This window comes from Pseudomonas sp. SCB32 (assembly GCF_009189165.1).
GTDB lineage: Bacteria > Pseudomonadota > Gammaproteobacteria > Pseudomonadales > Pseudomonadaceae > Pseudomonas.
In genome coordinates, this window is sequence record NZ_CP045118.1 from 523,361 (window position 1) to 541,319 (window position 17,959).

General features: G+C 65.5%; 17 protein-coding genes. 10 read left to right on the top strand and 7 right to left on the bottom strand.

What is annotated here, in order from left to right:
- Positions 1-385 precede the first annotated feature (385 nt).
- Positions 386-2,563, bottom strand: coding sequence for a malate synthase G (locus GA645_RS02455; RefSeq protein WP_152219645.1), 2,178 nt, complete (start codon positions 2,561-2,563; stop codon positions 386-388).
- Between the two features lie 294 nt (positions 2,564-2,857).
- On the opposite strand from GA645_RS02455, the gene GA645_RS02460 reads away from it, so the two are divergent.
- Together GA645_RS02460 and GA645_RS02465 are read left to right on the top strand one after the other, a co-directional pair.
- The gene (locus tag GA645_RS02460; RefSeq protein WP_152219647.1) at positions 2,858-3,307 is read left to right on the top strand and encodes an N-acetyltransferase; all 450 of its coding nucleotides are present in this window, start codon (positions 2,858-2,860) and stop codon (positions 3,305-3,307) included.
- Positions 3,308-3,320: 13 nt separating this feature from the next.
- Positions 3,321-3,839 (top strand): glycine cleavage system protein R, encoded by a 519-nt coding sequence (locus tag GA645_RS02465; protein WP_152219649.1) that lies wholly within the window; start codon positions 3,321-3,323, stop codon positions 3,837-3,839.
- Positions 3,840-4,488: 649 nt separating this feature from the next.
- Here GA645_RS02465 and rarD read toward each other — a convergent pair.
- The 6 genes from rarD to GA645_RS02495 form a co-directional block, all read right to left on the bottom strand.
- Positions 4,489-5,376, bottom strand: a complete 888-nt coding sequence (rarD, locus tag GA645_RS02470; protein ID WP_152219651.1) for an EamA family transporter RarD — start codon at positions 5,374-5,376, stop codon at positions 4,489-4,491.
- A 233-nt stretch (positions 5,377-5,609) separates the two neighbouring features.
- Positions 5,610-6,584, bottom strand: a complete 975-nt coding sequence (locus GA645_RS02475) for a serine/threonine protein kinase (protein ID WP_152219653.1) — start codon at positions 6,582-6,584, stop codon at positions 5,610-5,612.
- A gap of 56 nt (positions 6,585-6,640) precedes the next feature.
- Entirely contained in the window at positions 6,641-7,051 is a 411-nt protein-coding gene (locus GA645_RS02480; protein WP_152219655.1) for a substrate-binding domain-containing protein, read from the bottom strand.
- A 111-nt stretch (positions 7,052-7,162) separates the two neighbouring features.
- Positions 7,163-7,927 (bottom strand): TOBE domain-containing protein, encoded by a 765-nt coding sequence (locus tag GA645_RS02485; protein ID WP_152219657.1) that lies wholly within the window; start codon positions 7,925-7,927, stop codon positions 7,163-7,165.
- Between the two features lie 93 nt (positions 7,928-8,020).
- Complete coding sequence (locus GA645_RS02490; protein ID WP_152219659.1) at positions 8,021-8,743, bottom strand: ComF family protein; 723 nt, start codon at positions 8,741-8,743, stop codon at positions 8,021-8,023.
- Positions 8,744-8,768: 25 nt separating this feature from the next.
- Entirely contained in the window at positions 8,769-9,062 is a 294-nt protein-coding gene (locus GA645_RS02495; RefSeq protein ID WP_152219661.1) for a hypothetical protein, read from the bottom strand.
- Between the two features lie 239 nt (positions 9,063-9,301).
- On the opposite strand from GA645_RS02495, the gene bioB reads away from it, so the two are divergent.
- From bioB to GA645_RS02535, 8 genes are all read left to right on the top strand, one after another.
- On the top strand, positions 9,302-10,360 hold the full coding sequence (gene bioB, locus GA645_RS02500; RefSeq protein WP_152219663.1) for a biotin synthase BioB: 1,059 nt from the start codon (positions 9,302-9,304) through the stop codon (positions 10,358-10,360).
- A gap of 196 nt (positions 10,361-10,556) precedes the next feature.
- Positions 10,557-11,762 carry an 8-amino-7-oxononanoate synthase gene (bioF, locus tag GA645_RS02505; protein WP_152219665.1) on the top strand — a complete coding sequence of 402 codons (1,206 nt, stop codon included), beginning with the start codon at positions 10,557-10,559 and terminating at the stop codon, positions 11,760-11,762.
- Positions 11,755-12,480: an alpha/beta fold hydrolase gene (locus GA645_RS02510; protein ID WP_152219668.1), complete on the top strand. Its 726-nt coding sequence runs from the start codon at positions 11,755-11,757 to the stop codon at positions 12,478-12,480. Before bioF ends, GA645_RS02510 begins: the two co-directional genes overlap by 8 nt.
- On the top strand, positions 12,473-13,276 hold the full coding sequence (gene bioC / locus GA645_RS02515; RefSeq protein ID WP_152219670.1) for a malonyl-ACP O-methyltransferase BioC: 804 nt from the start codon (positions 12,473-12,475) through the stop codon (positions 13,274-13,276). The genes GA645_RS02510 and bioC overlap by 8 nt, the downstream gene beginning before the upstream one ends.
- Before the next feature lie 87 nt (positions 13,277-13,363).
- Entirely contained in the window at positions 13,364-14,047 is a 684-nt protein-coding gene (gene bioD, locus GA645_RS02520; protein WP_152219671.1) for a dethiobiotin synthase, read from the top strand.
- Positions 14,048-14,121: 74 nt separating this feature from the next.
- Positions 14,122-14,352: a hypothetical protein gene (locus GA645_RS02525; RefSeq protein ID WP_152219673.1), complete on the top strand. Its 231-nt coding sequence runs from the start codon at positions 14,122-14,124 to the stop codon at positions 14,350-14,352.
- 308 nt (positions 14,353-14,660) lie between these two features.
- Complete coding sequence (locus tag GA645_RS02530; protein ID WP_152219675.1) at positions 14,661-16,466, top strand: phenylacyl-CoA dehydrogenase; 1,806 nt, start codon at positions 14,661-14,663, stop codon at positions 16,464-16,466.
- Positions 16,467-16,631: 165 nt separating this feature from the next.
- Positions 16,632-17,912, top strand: coding sequence for a GGDEF domain-containing protein (locus GA645_RS02535; protein WP_152219677.1), 1,281 nt, complete (start codon positions 16,632-16,634; stop codon positions 17,910-17,912).
- Positions 17,913-17,959 lie beyond the last annotated feature (47 nt).

Sequence of the window (17,959 nt, forward strand, 5' to 3'; positions counted from 1 at the left end):
CGATGCGCTGCTGATCGCGACAACGGATCATGGTGAAGCCCCGATTTGGTGCGGTCTGAGAGACTGTCTAATCGGTCAGGAAATTATTTTCCAAGATATATCATTGACTTACAGATCAAGTTTTGTGGCTTGCGTCGAATGCGCGATTGGGGATTTTGTACACAAAAATTGTGCACAAGCGTTACGCCCCCGCCTGGGACGCACAGGTTCTCCCTCGTAGGAGCGGGCCATGCCCGCGATCGCGCGCATGGCGCGCTCCTACAGGCCGAATCCGATGCGGGGAATGGACTCTGAACGCGATGGGTCGGGGTATCGGGCTAATCCCAACCTGCGCCCATAAAAAAACCGCCCCGAAGGGCGGTTTTTTAATCGCGGCGCGAAGTTCTTACAGACCGTTCTTGGCCTTGAACTCGCGACGACGGCGGTGCAGGACCGGTTCGGTGTAGCCGTTGGGCTGCTTGGTGCCCTCGATGACCAGTTCCAGTGCGGCCTGGAAGGCCACGTTGTCATCGAAGTTCGGCGCCATCGGGCGGTACAGCGGGTCGCTGGCGTTCTGGCGGTCAACCACCGAAGCCATGCGCTTGAGGCTTTCCAGCACCTGCTCCTGGGTCACCACGCCATGGCGCAGCCAGTTGGCCAGCAGCTGGCTGGAGATACGCAGGGTGGCGCGGTCTTCCATCAGGCCCACGTCGTTGATGTCCGGCACCTTGGAGCAGCCGACGCCCTGGTCGATCCAGCGGACCACGTAGCCGAGGATGCCCTGGGCGTTGTTGTCCAGCTCGTTCTTGATCTCTTCCGCACTCCAGTTGGTGTTCGGCGCCAGCGGAATGGTCAGGATGTCGTCCACCGAAGCCGGTGCGCGCTTGGCCAGCTCGGCCTGGCGGGCATACACGTCGACCTTGTGGTAGTGCAGCGCGTGCAGGGTGGCGGCGGTCGGCGACGGAACCCAGGCGGTGTTGGCGCCGGCCAGCGGGTGAGCGATCTTCTGCTCGAGCATGGCGGCCATCAGGTCGGGCATGGCCCACATGCCCTTGCCGATCTGTGCCTTGCCCTGCAGGCCGGTGGCCAGGCCGATGTCCACGTTGCTGTTCTCGTAGGCGCCGATCCACTTCTCGTTCTTCATGGCGCCCTTGCGCACTACGGCGCCGGCTTCCATGGAGGTGTGGATCTCGTCACCGGTGCGGTCGAGGAAGCCGGTGTTGATGAACACCACGCGCTCGGCGGCCGCCTTGATGCAGGACTTCAGGTTGATAGTGGTGCGGCGCTCTTCGTCCATGATGCCGACCTTCATGGTGTTGCGCGGCATGCCCAGCACGTCTTCGACGCGGCTGAAGATCTCGGCGGCGAAGGCCACTTCTTCCGGGCCGTGCATCTTCGGCTTGACCACGTACATCGAGCCGGTGCGGCTGTTCTTGCGGCTGTTGTTGCCGTTGAGGTTGTGCAGCGCGATCAGGCCGGTGAAGAGGCCGTCCTGGATGCCTTCGGGCACTTCGTTGCCCTGGGCGTCGAGGATCGCCGGGTTGGTCATCAGGTGGCCAACGTTACGCACGAACAGCAGGGAGCGGCCGTGCAGGGTGATCTCGGAGCCGTCGGCCTTGGAGTAGACGCGGTCCGGGTTCATGGTACGGGTGAAGGTGCTGCCGCCCTTGGTCACGGACTCGGCCAGGTCGCCTTTCATCAGGCCCAGCCAGTTGCGGTAGACCACGACCTTGTCGTCGGCGTCGACGGCAGCGACCGAGTCTTCGCAGTCCATGATGGTGGTCAGCGCGGACTCCATCAGGACGTCTTTCACGCCAGCGGCGTCTGTCTGACCAACCGGGGTGGTCGGGTCGATCTGGATTTCGAAGTGCAGGCCGTTGTGCTTGAGCAGCACGGCTGCAGGCTTGGCGGCGTCGCCCTGGAAGCCGATGAACTGCGCGGCGTTCTTCAGGCCGGTGTCGCTGCCGCTCTTCAGGGTCACGACCAGCGCGCCGTGCTTCACGGCGTAGGCGGTGGCGTCGACGTGGGAGCCGGATTCCAGCGCGGCGGCTTCATCGAGGAAGGCGCGGGCGAAGGCGATCACCTTGTCGCCACGGACCTTGTTGTAGCCCTTGCCCTTCTCGGCGCCATTCTCTTCGCTGATCACGTCGGTGCCGTACAGTGCGTCGTACAGCGAGCCCCAGCGGGCGTTCGAGGCGTTCAGGGCGAAGCGCGCATTCATCACCGGCACGACCAGCTGCGGGCCGGCCATGCGAGCGATTTCTTCGTCGACATTCTGGGTGCTGGCCTGGAAGTCAGTCGCTTCCGGCAGCAGGTAACCGATTTCCTGCAGGAAGGCCTTGTAGGCGACCGCATCGTGCGGCTGACCGGCGCGGGCCTGGTGCCAGCCGTCGATCTTCGCCTGGAGGTCGTCGCGCTTGGCGAGCAGGGCTTTGTTCTTGGGGGCCAGATCGTTGATCACGGCTTCCACACCTGCCCAGAACTTGCCGGCGTCGACGCCGGTGCCGGGAATGGCTTCGTTGTTTACGAAGTCGAACAGGACTTTGGCGACCTGCAGGCCACCGACTTGAACGCGTTCAGTCATTGCTTGCCTCACTCTGCTCAGGACCAGCTCGCGACACAGGCAAAACGCCTTGTAGTCCGAGCCGCGGAATACTACATGATGCCATGGGAAAAATCAGTGGGCTTGCGTCGCGGTTAGACCAAAGTACGCATCTCAGTCACGTAGCACGTAATATGTTCGCAAAGTTTTTATGGGTTGTTCCAGATAAATCTTCAAACTGTATACGAATGACTTGACGCGGTATCTGTGGCACCCCGTCGCAGCCAGCTCCGCGAGCCCCGCCTATACTGCTTTCTCCCTCCTGGAGAATCCCGCATGTCCGTGACACTTGCCACCCCCGCCGATCTCGATGCCCTGGTACCGCTGTTTTCCGGCTATCTCGACTTCTACGAAGTGCCTGCGCCTCACGCGACGATTCGTGGCTTCCTCCAGGCGCGCATCGAGCAGCGCCAGTCCACCGTATTCATCGCTCGCAGTCTCGATGGTCTGGCGGTGGGGTTCGTCCAGCTCTACCCGTTCTTCGCTTCGTTGATGCTGCAGCCGGCCTGGCTGGTCAGCGACCTTTACGTGGTACCGGCTGCGCGCCGCGACGGCTACGGCGAGGCGCTGATGAATGCCGGCCGCGCCCATGCAGAAGCCACGGGCGCCTGTGGCCTGATGCTGGAGACGGCCAAGACCAACCGCGCCGGCCAGTCGCTCTACGAGCGTCTGGGCTACCAGCGCGACGAGAAGTTCTACACCTATTGGCTGGATCTTTCCGCCTGACGGAGGTTGCCCCATGGATCACCTCGTTCTCACGGTCATCGCCCCGGACCAGCCCGGCCTGGTGGAGCGCATCGCCCAGTGCATCGCCGCCCACGGCGGCAACTGGCTGGAAAGCCGCATGTCGCGCATGGCCGGGCAGTTCGCCGGCATCCTGCGGGTGGCGGTTCCCGCCGAGGGCTACGACGAGCTGGTCGAGGGGCTGCAAGCGCTGTCTGCCCACGGCATTCGCGTGCTGCTGGCGGAAAGTGGCATCGAGCCGGCATGCAACTGGAAACCGATCCTTCTGGATCTGGTCGGCAACGATCGTCCAGGGATCGTCCGCGATATCACGCGTTTGCTCACCGAGCATGGCGTTAACCTGGAGCGCCTGACCACCGAGGTCCTGCCGGCGCCGATGAGCAGTGAGCCACTGTTCCATGCCGAGGCGCTGCTGGCGGTGCCGCTGACACTGTCGCTGGAAACCTTGCAGGCGCGTCTGGAGGAACTGGCGGACGACCTGATGGTGGAAATGAGTTTCCACAGCGGGGAATGATCCTCCGCCACCTCTATCCCATTTTGTGCATAAGTCTGTGGGCTCTCTGTGATTGGATTTACAGAGGGCCCATTCTTATTGGGATGTAGCCATCATTGTTTATCCATGATCGGCAGCGGCGCTGTGCACAGATCGCGTGGATCGCTCCGTGAGCTTTCTGTTGATAACTTCCTCTAGGCCAATAGTGACGAGGCCTGGATGGGCTTGATCGTTTTCTGAGCGGCTTTTTCATTCCCGCCTTGGTGGCAGGTGAGCCGGTTCGCGGCTGTGCACAAAACCTCTGGATGAGTCTGTGGAAAGGCCGTTGGTCGATGGCTGCAAGCCTTTTTCTGCAAGGCTTTCAGTAAGTTGTCCATGTACTGATCAGTAAGCGTCGCGAGATTCACAGCTCTCGGGGATTAGCCTGTGGAAAAGCGCTGGGAATATTGCTGTATCCCAGGAATCCCGAGGCTTTGCGAGAGTTGATCGAAAAGTGATCGAAAGACGTTCTGGCGAACCGCTCGATCAAGGCTGAAGCGGAAGGGTTGGGGATAAAGGCTTGGGTCAGGCGCTTATCCCCGTTTGTACGGGATGGGGCTGTGGATAGTCTGGTAGTTGCTTGCTGGAAGACCCGACTACCGGGGCTTCCAGCGATGCGCTCAAAAACTGATCAATTGCCGCGGGACAGGCGATACCAGATGTCCACGCTATACACCACCAGCGCCAGCCAGATGCAGCCAAAGGACAGCAGGCGGGTGCTGTCCAGGTGCTCGCCGAACAGGAAGATGGCCTGCAGCAGCACCAGGGTCGGTGCCAGGTATTGCAGGAAGCCCAGGGTGGCGTAGGGTAGGTGGCGGGCGGCGGCGTTGAAGCACACCAGCGGCACCAGGGTGATCGGGCCGGCGGCGGCGAGCCAGAGGGCGTCCTTGGTGCTCCAGAAGTCCGCGTGCACGCTCGGGCCGTTGGCGAACAGCACGAGATAACCGATCGCCAGCGGCAGCAGGATCCAGGTTTCCACCACCAGCCCCGGCAGCGCGGCCACCGGCGCCTGCTTGCGGATCAGTCCGTAGAATCCGAAGGTCAGCGCCAGGGCCAGCGATACCCAGGGCAGGCTGCCCAGTTGCCAGAGCTGTTGGGCCACACCGAGCGCGGCAAGGCCCACGGCGACCCACTGCAGCGGGCGCAGGCGTTCGCGCAGGATCACCATGCCCAGCAGCACGTTGATCAGCGGGTTGATGTAGTACCCCAGGCTGGCCTCGATCATGTGGCCGTTGTTCACCGCCCAGACGTAGACCAGCCAGTTGCTGGCGATCAGCAGGCCGCTGGCGGTGAGCACGGCGATGCGTTTGGGGTTCTCGCGCAGCTCGCGCCACCAGCCGGGATGCTTCCACACCAGCAGGAGCAGGGCGCCGAACACCGCGGACCAGATGGCCCGGTGGGTGATGATTTCCAGGGCGGGAATGCGTTCGAGCAGTTTGAAGTAGATCGGGAAGAGCCCCCAGATGACGTAGGCGGTCAAGCCCAGGGCATAGCCCTGGCGGGGATTGGCGGTGGCCATGGAACATCCTTGGTTAGGCAGCTAATGAGTGGCTGGCTAATTCTAGGGTGCGCGCGGGGGCTTGTCTGTGTCGCGGAGGTCGCCGATGCAGTGCCGTTGGCGAATGAGCGTAACGTTGTCGTTACGGCATGGGCCATTGTAGGAGCGCCCCATGGGCGCGATCGCGGGCATGGCCCGCTCCTACCGTCATCGGGAGCATCGCGGGCGTCAGGCCGGTAATTGGATACCGGTGATCAGAACAACCGCAGCGGCTCCTCATCCAGCGCCGCCAGCTGCTCGCGCAGCACCAGCACCTGGTCGCCCCAATAGCGTTCGCTGCCGAACCAGGGGAAGCTCGGCGGGAACGCCGGGTCGTCCCAACGGCGCGCCAGCCAGGCGCTGTAGTGCATCAGGCGCAGGGCGCGCAGGCCTTCGATCAGCGGCAGTTCGCGCGGGTCGAAATCGTGGAACTCCTGGTAGCCGTCGACCAGCTCGGAGAGCTGCCCGAGGCGATCCTGGCGCTCGCCGGCGAGCATCATCCACAGGTCCTGTACGGCAGGGCCCATGCGGCAGTCGTCGAGGTCCACGACGTGGAAGGTGTCGTCACGGCACAGCAGGTTGCCGGGGTGGCAGTCGCCGTGCATGCGGATGGGGGTGTAGCTCACCCGTGCGTACAGCTCGTCGATCTTCTTCAGCAGGTCGCGGGCCACGGACTCGTAGGCCGGCAGCAGGCTTCTGGGGATGAAGTTGCCTTCCAGCAAGGTGGCCAGGGACTGGTGGCCGAAGTTCTCCGGCGTCAGCGCTTCTCGGTGCTCGAAGGGGCGGTTGGCGCCCACGGCATGCAGGCGGCCGAGCAACTGGCCCAGGCGGTACAACTGGTCGAGGTTGCCGGGCTCCGGCGCGCGGCCGCCACGGCGGGGGAACAGGGTGAAGCGGAACCCCGCGTGCTCGAACAGGGTCTTGCCTTCGTGCACCAGTGGCGCCACGAGCGGGACTTCGCACTCGGCCAGTTCGGCGGAGTAGGCATGCTCTTCGAGGATTGCCTCGTTGCTCCAGCGCCCCGGGCGGTAGAACTTGGCGATCAGCGGCTCGCTGCCCTCGATGCCTACCTGGTAGACGCGGTTCTCGTAGCTGTTGAGTGCGAGCACGCGGGCGTCACTCAGGAAACCGATGCTTTCCACCGCATCCAGAACCAGGTCGGGCGTGAGGTCGGAGAAGGGATGGGACATGGCGACGATCCGGGCAGTGTGCAGGCCGCCTAGTGTACCCCCGCCAGCGTTTTGCCTCAGCGTCCGATGCAGTCCTGTTGTTTCAGGTAGTCGAGGAAGTGCGTGGCCAACCCGTGCCGTTCGCCGCGCACGAGGGTCAGCTCCTGCATCGGCTGGGCCTGGCAGCCGACCGGGCGGGGTTTCTCACCGTGGCCCTGGTGGTGCAGGTGGGTCAGCGGCGCAGGTTGCGCGCTGAGCAGCAGGTCATAGGGCGTGCCCTGGCGCACCTGCTCGCCGAGCTCTTCGTCACCGCCGCCGATCAGCAGCACCTTGTTGTGGGTGTCGACCTGGTAGCGGTCCACCAGCGGCTCCAGTGTCGCCATCAACGCGTGGCTGGCGCCGACACGCAGTACGTCAGGGCCGGCATGGCCGACCAGGGGCAGGGACAGCAGCAGGGGCAGGGCGCAGAGACTGGGCAGGCGGCGCATGGTGGGGCTCCGGAATGGCTGAACCGCAGGACCCGCCCCGGAAGGGCGGGAGTCGCTGACGGTTATTGGAGCGCGGAGCGGCGGCGCGGAGCTTGATATGCGGCAGGGAAACTACAGCGGCGTGCCGAGGATCACCTGGGCCGGGGAGAACTGCGCACGCACCTGGGTACCGGGCGTAAGGCGCAGGATTTCGATGCGCTCGGGGTCGGTCAGGGCGCAGAGCATCTGCCCGCTGGGCAGTTGGATACGCACCTCGCTGGGGCCGTCGTCGGCTTCGCGGATGTCATCGATATGGCCTTCCAGTGCGTTCAACCCTTCCGGGCAGGGGATCTGCGGCAGGTCGACGTAGATCCAGCCGGCCTTCATCAGCGCCACCACCGGCTGGCCGTCGCGCAGCTCCAGCTTCTCGGTGCTTTCGCGGGTGACCCGCGCCTGGATGCGCGCGCCGCCGGGCAACTCGATGCACACCAGGTCGTTGAGCCCGGCGCGCTCGATGGCGCAGATGTGTCCGTGCAGCTGGTTGCGCGCGCTGGTGCGCATCATCAGACGGCCGATCAGCTCCAGGTCGGCCTGGTGTTCGACGTGCTCGACGATGTGTTCGCGCAGGGCTTCCAGGCGTTGGTAGAGCGCCAGCAGGCGTTCGCCGTCGGCGGTCAGGCGTGCGCCGCCACCGCCCTTGCCGCCGACGCTGCGTTCCACCAGCGGGCGGTCGGAGAGGTTGTTCAGTTCATCGATGGCGTCCCAGGCGGTCTTGTAGCTCATCCCGGCCGCTTTGGCGGCGTGGGTGATCGAGCCGAGCTGGGCGATCTGCGCGAGCAGGGCGATGCGTTGCGGGCGGCGGGTGACGTGCTGGGTCAGCAGGCTGAGGGTTGTCATGGGTTCGCAGGTGCTTATTGGTATTGGGCGAGGCTCCGTCGCTTGCCGACAAAACGCAAGGGGAAGTTGCCGGGAATGTGGACGAGCGGTCGTCTATTCCGGGGCCGGCGTGCGCGCCAGGCAGTAGACGTCGACCCGCCTCGCACCGGCTTTGTGCAGCGCGCGGGCAATGAACTGGGCGGTGGCGCCGGTGGTCAGCACGTCGTCCACCAGCGCCAGGTGGCGGCCTTCCACCTGTGCGCCATCGGCCACGGCAAAGGCGTGGCGCAGATTGCGTTTGCGCGTGGCGGCGTCCAGTCCCTGCTGCGCCGGGGTGTCCTGGACGCGTCGCAACAGCCGGTTATCCACAGGCAGGCCGAGCGGATCGGCCAGCCAGCCGGCCAGCAGGGCGGCCTGGTTGAAGCCGCGCAGGCGTTCTCGTTGGCGCGACAGGGGCACCGGTATCAGGACGTCCGGACGTTCTAGTCTCTCATCGAAGGCATGTCTCAGGTGGCGTGCCAGCAGCTGTGCGAGCAGCCGGCCGAAGGGCGCGCTGGACTGGTGCTTGAAGCGGGTGATCAGCGCATCGACGGGAAAGCCGTAACGCAGGGGTGTTTCGACACGGTGAAAGGCGGGCGCACGGTGCAGGCATTGCCCGCAGGTGAGGCCGGCGACCGGCAGGGGCAGGGCACAGATCGCGCAATGCCCGGCGAGCCAGGGGAGGTCGTCATCGCACCCCGGGCACAGTGGCAGATCGGCCTGATCCGCCATTGCCCCACACAACAGACACTGCACGCGTGGGCGCCACCAGACAGGACGCCATCGAGGTAACCGCATTCCGCCCCTCCCTGGGCGGCGGGTTTCAATGGATCAGCCAACTCAGCACCAGCAGCCCGAGCACCGTCCAGATCAGCCCGCCGAAGATAGAGCGCCGCAGGAAGGCGCGGATGCCACTGTAGAGCAGCAGCAGGCCGAGGAAGAGCAGGACGAAGCTGAAGATCGAGACGTCGATTCCGACGGCACGCGCCAGACCGTGGAAAAAGTCGTCCATGGCACGCCAAAGGCCGCCGAGCAATCCTGACAAAAGGTCGACGATGAAGCGGATGGCCTTGCCGACCATCTGGCCGAGGTTGTCGAAGAATCCTTGTGTTCCCATCTGCGGGGTGACTCCTGAATGTACTGCTGGATTGGAGAGGTGTCTGGGGCGCCGGGTTCAGCGGATTGCGGCGCGTGAAAATCGATTTGTATAGAAATTGATCACTTGTCGACCTGTGTCGCGTTACTGGTTGACAGCGTCTCAGCTCCCAATATGATGCCTTTAGCCTGAATCCCGGTGGCGTGCTGCCGGCTCACTAGACAAAAAGGCGCCCCCGACAGCGTCGAAAGGAAATGCCCATGAGTGCCACTGCAGCCCAGGTTACCCGCCACGACTGGACTCTCGCGGAAGTCCGCGCCCTGTTCGAACAACCCTTCAACGACCTGTTGTTCCAGGCGCAGACCATGCACCGCGCGCACTTCGACCCGAACCGCGTACAGGTTTCCACCCTGCTGTCGATCAAGACCGGCGCCTGCCCGGAAGACTGCAAATATTGCCCGCAGTCCGGCCACTACAACACTGGCCTGGACAAGGAAAAGCTCATGGAAGTGCAGAAGGTGCTGGAGGCCGCGGCGGAAGCCAAGGCCATCGGCTCCACCCGCTTCTGCATGGGCGCGGCGTGGAAGCACCCGTCGGCCAAGGACATGCCCTACGTGCTGGAAATGGTGAAGGGCGTGAAGAAGCTCGGCCTGGAGACCTGCATGACCCTCGGTCGTCTGGACCAGGAGCAGACCAAGGCCCTCGCCGACGCGGGCCTGGACTACTACAACCACAACCTGGATACCTCGCCGGAGTTCTACGGCAACATCATCACCACCCGTACCTACGGCGAGCGTCTGCAGACCCTGGCCTACGTGCGCGAAGCGGGGATGAAGATCTGCTCCGGCGGCATCCTCGGCATGGGCGAGTCGGTGGACGACCGCGCCGGCCTGCTGATCCAACTGGCCAACCTGCCCGAGCATCCGGAGTCGGTGCCGATCAACATGCTGGTGAAGGTCAAGGGCACCCCGCTGGCCGAGGAGAAGGACGTCGATCCGTTCGACTTCATCCGCACCCTGGCCGTGGCCCGCATCCTCATGCCGAAATCCCACGTGCGCCTGTCCGCCGGCCGCGAGCAGATGAACGAGCAGATGCAGGCCCTGGCCTTCATGGCCGGCGCCAACTCGATCTTCTACGGCGAGAAGCTGCTGACCACCAAGAACCCGCAGGCCGAGAAGGACATGCAGCTGTTCGCGCGGTTAGGCATCAAGCCCGAAGAGCGCGAGGAGCACGCCGACGAAGTGCACCAGGCCGCCATCGAGCAGGCCCTGGTGGAGCAACGCGACTCCCAGCTGTTCTACGACGCGGCTTCGGCCTGATCTGCTTCTCTGTGTAGGAGCGGGCCGATTCGCGAAGGTTTTTCTGGATCCCCGCGTTCGCGGGGAAGACGCTCGATTCAGAACGTCGTTCCCGCGAACGCGGGAACCCGGAAACGGTACTTGCCGACAGCAATCGACCTCCTGCATGCATGAGGGCTGACGGGTCTCGGCCCGTTACCGCCGAGAGGGGTTGCGTATGTCTTTCGATCTCACCGCCCGCCTTGCCCAGCGCAAGGCGGACGACCTCTACCGCCAGCGTCCGCTGCTGGAGAGCCCGCAGGGGCCCGACGTGGTCATCGATGGCCGGCCGATGCTGGCCTTCTGTTCCAACGACTACCTGGGCCTGGCCAGTCACCCTGAGGTAATTGCCGCCCTGCGTGCCGGCGCGCAGCGCTGGGGCGTGGGCGGTGGCGCTTCGCATCTGGTCAACGGCCATTGTGGCCCGCACCATGAGCTGGAGCTGGCGCTGGCCGAGTTCACCGGCCGCCCGCGCGCGCTGCTGTTCTCCACCGGCTACATGGCCAATCTCGGCACCGTCACCGCCCTGGTGGGCAAGGGCGACAGCGTGCTGGAAGACCGCCTCAACCACGCCTCGTTGCTGGATGCCGGCCTGCTCTCCGGGGCGCGCTTCTCGCGCTACCTGCACAACGACGCCGCGAGCCTCGCTGCGCGTCTGGCTAAAACCGAAGGCAGCACCCTGGTGGTGACCGATGGCGTGTTCAGCATGGACGGTGACCTGGCCGACCTGCCGGCGCTGTGCGTCGAGGCTCGCAAGAAGGGCGCCTGGATGATGGTCGATGACGCCCACGGCTTCGGCTCGCTGGGTGCCAGTGGCGGCGGCATCGTCGAACATTTCGGTCTGGGCATGGACGATGTCCCGGTGCTGGTCGGAACCCTCGGCAAGGCCTTTGGCACCGCCGGCGCTTTCGTCGCCGGCAGCGAAGAGCTGATCGAGACGCTGATCCAGTTCGCCCGGCCCTACATCTACACCACCAGCCAGCCGCCAGCGGTGGCCTGCGCCACGCTGAAAAGCCTGGAGCTGCTGCGCGCCGAGAACTGGCGCCGCGAGCACCTGAACACCCTGATAGCGCGCTTCCGCGCGGGTGCCCAGGCCATTGGCCTGGGCCTGATGGACAGCCCCACGCCGATCCAGCCGATCCTCATCGGCGGCAGCCGCCAGGCCATGGCCCTGTCGGCGGAGCTGCGCGAGCGCGGCATCCTGGTCGGCGCGATCCGCCCGCCGACCGTGCCGGCCGGCACCGCGCGCCTGCGCGTGACGTTGTCCGCGCTGCACAGCGAGGCCCAGGTCGACCGCCTGCTGGTGGCGCTGGCCGAGGGCTGGCAGCGGGTCTCGTCTAGCCTTCTGGCGGAGATCGATGCCGAGGAGGGCGACGATGCGTGACCAACTGATCCTGCTGCCGGGCTGGGGCTTGGGCAGCGCGCCGCTGGAGCCGCTGCGCGATGCGCTGCTGGAACAGGCGCCGCACCTGAACGTGCAGATCGAGCCGTTGCCGACCGATGCCGACCCGAATGTATGGCTCGACGAGCTGGACGACAACGTCCGCCATGACGCCTGGATCGCCGGCTGGTCGCTGGGCGGCATGCTCGCCGCCGAGCTGGCTGCGCGCCGGGGCGAATCCTGCCGAGGGCTGGTCACGCTGGCGAGCAACCCCTGCTTCCGCCGCCGCGAGGATTGGCCCGAGGCCATGGCGGGTGAGGTATTCGAGGACTTCTTCGAGGCCTTCCTGCTGGAACCGCAACTGGTGCGCAAGCGCTTCACCCTGCTGGTCAGCCAGGGCGCACGTGATCCGCGCACGCTCGCGCGGCAACTGCAGGTGGCCCTGCCGCAACTGGACAGCGCTGGTCTGACCGCCGGCCTGCAGTTGCTCGGTCAGCTCGATACCCGTGCCGCCCTGGGCCGCTATCCCGGCCCGCAACTGCACCTGTTCGCCGGCAACGACGCCCTGGTGCCGGCCTCCGCCGCCGACGCCCTGCTGGAGTGGCTGCCGGACGTCGAGGTCAGCCTGATCGCCGACGCCAGCCACGGGCTGCCGCTGGAGCAGCCGGACGAAACGGCCGCCGCCATCCTGAGATTCATCCACGAGGGCGACGATGCCTGAACGCAGTACTGCCGGCCTGCCTGACAAACGCCAGGTGGCCGCTTCCTTCTCCCGGGCCGCAGAGACCTACGATGCGGTGGCAGACCTGCAACGCGCGGTTGGCTCGCAGCTCTTGCAGCGGTTGCCGGGCGAGCTGGCGCCACAGCGCTGGATCGACCTGGGCAGCGGCACCGGCTATTTCACCCGTGCACTGGCGGGGCGTTATCCGCAGGCCCACGGCCTGGCCGTCGATATCGCCGAAGGCATGCTGCGCCATGCCCGTGAACTGGGCGGCGCGGAGCATTTCGTCGGCGGCGACGCCGAGCATCTGCCGCTGCGTGACGGCGCCTGCGACCTGCTGTTCTCCAGCCTGGCGCTGCAATGGTGCGCAGACCTGCCGTCAGTGCTGAGAGAGGCGCGCCGGGTGCTGCGTCCCAATGGCGTGCTGGCGTTCAGCAGTCTGTGCATCGGCACCCTGGGCGAACTGCGCAGTGCCTGGGAGGCGGTGGACGGTTTCGTCCATGTGAACCGCTTCCGCGCCTTCGAGGACTACCAGCGGCACTGCGCCGACAGTGGGCTGGAGGTGCTGGAGCTGCGCACCGAGGACCGCGTCCTGCACTTCCCCGACCTGCGCAGCCTGACCCATGAGCTCAAGGCGCTTGGCGCGCACAACCTCAACCCCGGCCGGCCCGACGGCCTGACCGGGCGCGAGCGGGTGCGCGCGCTGATCGCCGCCTACGAACAATTCCGCCAGACCCAGGGGCTGCCGGCCACCTACCGGGTGGTCTACGCAGTCCTGCGCAAAATCTATTCTTAGTAGGAGCGGACCTTGTCCGCGATGGCCATTGAGTCAATGGCTGATCCCGGGCGCAGTCCGCTCATACGGAAAAGCACCGAGGTACCTATGTCCCACGCCTACTTCATCACCGGCACCGACACCGAAATCGGCAAGACCACCATCGCCGCCGGCCTGCTCCATGCGGCGCGGCTGGCCGGGTTGTCCACGGCGGCAGCCAAGCCTGTGGCGTCCGGTTGCGAGCGTACCGCCGAAGGGCTGCGCAATTCCGATGCACTGGCGCTGCTGGCCGAATGCAGCCTGCCGCTGGCCTATGACCAGGTGAATCCCTTCGCCTTTGCACCCGCCATCGCGCCGCACCTCGCCGCACGGGAGAAGGGCGTGAAGCTGCAGGTCGAGTCCTTGACCCCGGCCGTGCGCTCAGTGCTGCAATTGGGCGCCGACTTCTCGGTGGTGGAGGGCGCGGGTGGCTGGCGGGTGCCGCTGTCGGGGGAGGAGAGCCTGTCTGACCTGGCGATCGCCCTCGACCTGCCGGTGATCCTGGTGGTCGGTGTGCGCCTGGGCTGCATCAACCACGCGGTGCTCAGCGCCGAGGCGATCCAGCGTGACGGCCTGCAGCTGGCTGGCTGGGTGGCGAATATCGTCGACCCCAGCACCTCGCGCCTGGAGGAGAACCTGGCGACCCTGGCCGAACGCCTGCCGGCGCCCTGCATCGGCCGCGTGCCCCGGCTGTCGCCCGCAACACCCGCTGCGGTCGCCGCCCACCTGGACCTGAGCATCCTCGATCTGTAACAACGCCTGGCCGGGCGGGCGGAAGTCTGCTTGAATGGTGGCCACTGGCTGCCTATGTCCTGGGAGACGCGCCGATGGAAATCTCCGGTAATGCATTTGCCGCGGGCCTGAGCTCGGTTCAGAGCGGCCAGAGCCGCCTCGACCAGGCCGGCGCCGGGATCGCCAGCGGCCGCAACGGGTCCAGCGAGGCCCTGGCCGATCACCTGGTGGACCTGCGCCGCGGCCAGCATGAGGTCGAAGCCGGCGCCAAGGTCATCCAGGCCGCTGACGAAACGCTCGGCACCCTCATCGATATCCGCGCCTGACGGTCACTGTCCCTCCGTATCTTCTTTCTGCCCCGCCGGCTGTCCTCGCGACACGCCGGCCGCTCTGCCATGGGCTTTAATCAATGTCAGGACGGCGGCGCAAAGGCGCTCCGGCGGTAGCCCTGCGAGCGTGACCGGGCGGTCGGTCTGCATGCTTGACAAGGGTATGGCGTAAACGTATGTTTCAAACGCCTGTTTGACTGTCGGGATGCGTGCGCGCACCGACTGGGCGGCCGGGAACGATCCCGCACTGCGACCGCAACTACCGGTCGCCCATTAACCAGAACCCTTCGTAGAGGTTTACCGCTATGCCTGATTACAAGGCCCCCTTGCGTGATATCCGTTTCGTTCGCGACGAGCTGCTGGGCTACGAAGCGCACTACCAGAACCTGCCGGGCGCCCAAGACGCCACCCCGGACATGGTCAATGCCATCCTCGAAGAGGGTGCGAAGTTCTGCGAACAGGTAATCGCTCCGCTGAACCGTACTGGCGATATGGAAGGCTGCAAGTGGAGCCCGGAAGGCGTTAAGACCCCGACTGGCTTCAAAGAGGCCTACCAGCAGTTCGTCGAAGGCGGCTGGCCGAGCCTGGCCCATGACGTCGAGCACGGCGGCCAGGGCCTGCCCGAATCCCTCGGCATGGCCATCAGCGAGATGGTCGGCCAGGCCAACTGGTCCTGGGGCATGTACCCCGGCCTGTCCCATGGCGCCATGAACACCCTGCACGCGCACGGCACCCCGGAGCAGCAGCACACCTACCTGACCAAGCTGGTCTCCGGCGAGTGGACCGGCACCATGTGCCTGACCGAGCCGCATTGCGGCACCGACCTGGGCATGCTGCGCACCAAGGCCGAGCCGCAGGCTGACGGCACCTACAAGGTCACCGGCACCAAGATCTTCATTTCCGCTGGCGAACACGATATGGCCGACAACATCGTCCACATCGTGCTGGCCCGCCTGCCCGACGCCCCGCAGGGCACCAAGGGCATCTCGCTGTTCATCGTGCCGAAGTTCCTGCCCAACGCCGAAGGCGGCGTAGGCGAGCGCAACGCCGTTTCCTGTGGCTCCATCGAGCACAAGATGGGCATCCACGGCAACGCCACCTGCGTGATGAACTTCGACGCCGCCACCGGCTTCCTGATCGGCCCGCCGAACAAGGGCCTGAACTGCATGTTCACCTTCATGAACACCGCTCGCCTGGGTACCGCGCTGCAAGGCCTGGCCCACGCCGAGATCGGTTTCCAGGGTGGCATCGCCTACGCTCGCGAGCGTCTGCAGATGCGTTCGCTGACCGGCCCGAAAGCTCCGGAAAAAGCCGCTGACCCGATCATCGTGCACCCGGACGTACGCCGCATGCTGCTGACCGCCAAGGCGTTCGCCGAAGGCAACCGCGCCATGCTGTACTTCGCCGCCAAGCAGGTCGACATCGTCCAGCGCAGCCAGGACGAAGAAGAGAAGAAAGCCGCTGACGCGATGCTGGCCTTCCTCACTCCGATCGCCAAGGCGTTCATGACCGAAGTGGGCTTCGAAGCCGCCAACCACGGCGTGCAGATCTATGGCGGCCACGGCTTCATCGCCGAGCACGGCATGGAACAGAACGTCCGCGACAGCCGTATCTCCATGCTGTACGAAGGCACCACCGGCGTTCAGGCTCTCGACCTGCTGGGCCGCAAGATCCTGATGACCCAGGGTGAAGCGCTCAAGGGCTTCACCAAGATCGTGCACAAGTTCTGCCAGGCCAACGAAGCCAACGAAGCCGTGAAGGAATTCGTTGCCCCGCTGGCCGCGCTGAACAAGGAGTGGGGCGAGCTGACCATGAAGGTCGGCATGGCTGCCATGAAGGACCGCGAGGAAGTCGGTGCCGCTTCGGTGGATTACCTGATGTATTCCGGCTACGCGGCCCTGGCCTACTTCTGGGCCGACATGGCTCGCCTGGCTGCCGAGAAGCTGGCTGCCGGTACCAGCGAAGAGGCCTTCTACCAGGCCAAGCTGAAGACCGCGCGCTTCTACTTCCAGCGCATCCTGCCGCGCACCCGCGCGCACGTTGGCTCCATGCTGTCCGGCGCCAGCAACCTGATGGACCTGGCCGAGGAAGACTTCGCCCTCGGTTACTGATCACCAGCGGACGCTTTGCCGTCCGTCTGCTGACCACGAAGAAGCCCGCCGTCCGGCGGGCTTTTTCGTATCTGCGACCACGCAATTATTTCCGGAAAGTGCCATCATTACGCCACTTGCCGGTCCGCTGATCCCGAGTCCGGCGCCAACGCTTCGGAACCCCTTGTGCGACCCACGGCCCCCTACCGGCTCAGCCACTTCCTCATACCCCTGCTGCTGATTCCGGCCGGCATCGCTGCCGGCTCCCTGGCCGAACTGTCCGACTTCTTCATCTCGCTGTTCAACGTCCTGCCGACCCTGTTGCTGCTGCTCGGTGGCGGCCTGTGCATGATCTATGGGCGCCAGCGCCAGCTGTTCATGCTGGGCGTGGTGTACATCGCCTACTTCCTGCTCGATAACCAGGTCGACTACTACCGCGCCCTGCACACGACACGGCCCGACGCGGCGCTGGTGTTCCACCTGTGTTGCGTGCTGCTGCCGCTGCTCTACGGCATGTACGGCATCTGGCAGGAGCGCATGCAGCCGCTGCAGGACCTGCTGGCCCGCAGTGCGGCGCTGCTGGCTGTGGCGGCGACAGCGACGGCGCTTGCGCAACGCTTCCCGCAGGGCCTGGCCGAGCTGCTCAGCGATGTCTACTGGCCGTCCCTGCACGGGCGCTGGATGAACCTGGCGCAGTTGTCCTACTTCGGTTTCATCCTCGCCTTCATCGCCCTGATCGCCGCCTACGTGCGGCAGCCGCGTCCATTGCATGCCGCGCAGCTGGTGGGGCTGGTGGGCCTGCTGTGGATGCTGCCGAAGGTGTTCATCCTGCCCAATGCGCTCACCGTAATGACCAGCCTGGCGATGCTAAACCTGGCCTGCGCGGTGGCCCACGAGGCGTACCAGATGGCTTTCCGCGACGAGCTCACCGGCCTGCCGGGGCGCCGCGCACTGAACGAGCGCTTCGAGCGCCTTGGCCAGCAGTACGTGCTGGCGATGGTCGACGTGGATCACTTCAAGAAGTTCAACGACAGCCACGGCCACGACGTCGGCGACCAGGTGTTGCGCATGGTCGCCAGCCAGCTGCGGCGTACCGGCGGGGGCGGCAAGGCGTACCGATACGGGGGCGAGGAGTTCACCCTGGTGTTCGCCGGCAAGTCGGTGGAGGAGTGCCTGCCGCACCTGGACGCGGTGCGGCAGGCAATCGAGGGTTATGTGATGCAGCTGCGCGACCGCGGCAACCGGCCCAAGGATGATCGCCAGGGCCGGGGCAAGCGCGGTGGCAAGGAAGCGCAGAGCGTCTCGGTGACCATCAGTGTCGGCGTCGCGGAGCGCGACGGCGAGCGGCGCAATCCGGAAGAAGTGATAAAGGGTGCGGACGAGGCGCTGTACTCGGCCAAGAGCGGTGGGCGCAACCGCGTGGCCGTGCACGGGCAGTCGCGTCGCGGAGCGGTGCGCACCGCCTGAACGGCCTGCGTTATGACCGCGCATTCAGCGCATGCAGCGTGATTGTC

Bases quoted from the DNA above. Each gene is read 5' to 3' on its own strand.
- GA645_RS02455 (WP_152219645.1), bottom strand. From the start codon at position 2,563: ATGACTGAACGCGTTCAAGTCGGTGGCCTGCAGGTCGCCAAAGTCCTG.
- GA645_RS02460 (WP_152219647.1), top strand. From the start codon at position 2,858: ATGTCCGTGACACTTGCCACCCCCGCCGATCTCGATGCCCTGGTACCG.
- GA645_RS02465 (WP_152219649.1), top strand. From the start codon at position 3,321: ATGGATCACCTCGTTCTCACGGTCATCGCCCCGGACCAGCCCGGCCTG.
- rarD (WP_152219651.1), bottom strand. From the start codon at position 5,376: ATGGCCACCGCCAATCCCCGCCAGGGCTATGCCCTGGGCTTGACCGCC.
- GA645_RS02475 (WP_152219653.1), bottom strand. From the start codon at position 6,584: ATGTCCCATCCCTTCTCCGACCTCACGCCCGACCTGGTTCTGGATGCG.
- GA645_RS02480 (WP_152219655.1), bottom strand. From the start codon at position 7,051: ATGCGCCGCCTGCCCAGTCTCTGCGCCCTGCCCCTGCTGCTGTCCCTG.
- GA645_RS02485 (WP_152219657.1), bottom strand. From the start codon at position 7,927: ATGACAACCCTCAGCCTGCTGACCCAGCACGTCACCCGCCGCCCGCAA.
- GA645_RS02490 (WP_152219659.1), bottom strand. From the start codon at position 8,743: ATGCGGTTACCTCGATGGCGTCCTGTCTGGTGGCGCCCACGCGTGCAG.
- GA645_RS02495 (WP_152219661.1), bottom strand. From the start codon at position 9,062: ATGGGAACACAAGGATTCTTCGACAACCTCGGCCAGATGGTCGGCAAG.
- bioB (WP_152219663.1), top strand. From the start codon at position 9,302: ATGAGTGCCACTGCAGCCCAGGTTACCCGCCACGACTGGACTCTCGCG.
- bioF (WP_152219665.1), top strand. From the start codon at position 10,557: ATGTCTTTCGATCTCACCGCCCGCCTTGCCCAGCGCAAGGCGGACGAC.
- GA645_RS02510 (WP_152219668.1), top strand. From the start codon at position 11,755: ATGCGTGACCAACTGATCCTGCTGCCGGGCTGGGGCTTGGGCAGCGCG.
- bioC (WP_152219670.1), top strand. From the start codon at position 12,473: ATGCCTGAACGCAGTACTGCCGGCCTGCCTGACAAACGCCAGGTGGCC.
- bioD (WP_152219671.1), top strand. From the start codon at position 13,364: ATGTCCCACGCCTACTTCATCACCGGCACCGACACCGAAATCGGCAAG.
- GA645_RS02525 (WP_152219673.1), top strand. From the start codon at position 14,122: ATGGAAATCTCCGGTAATGCATTTGCCGCGGGCCTGAGCTCGGTTCAG.
- GA645_RS02530 (WP_152219675.1), top strand. From the start codon at position 14,661: ATGCCTGATTACAAGGCCCCCTTGCGTGATATCCGTTTCGTTCGCGAC.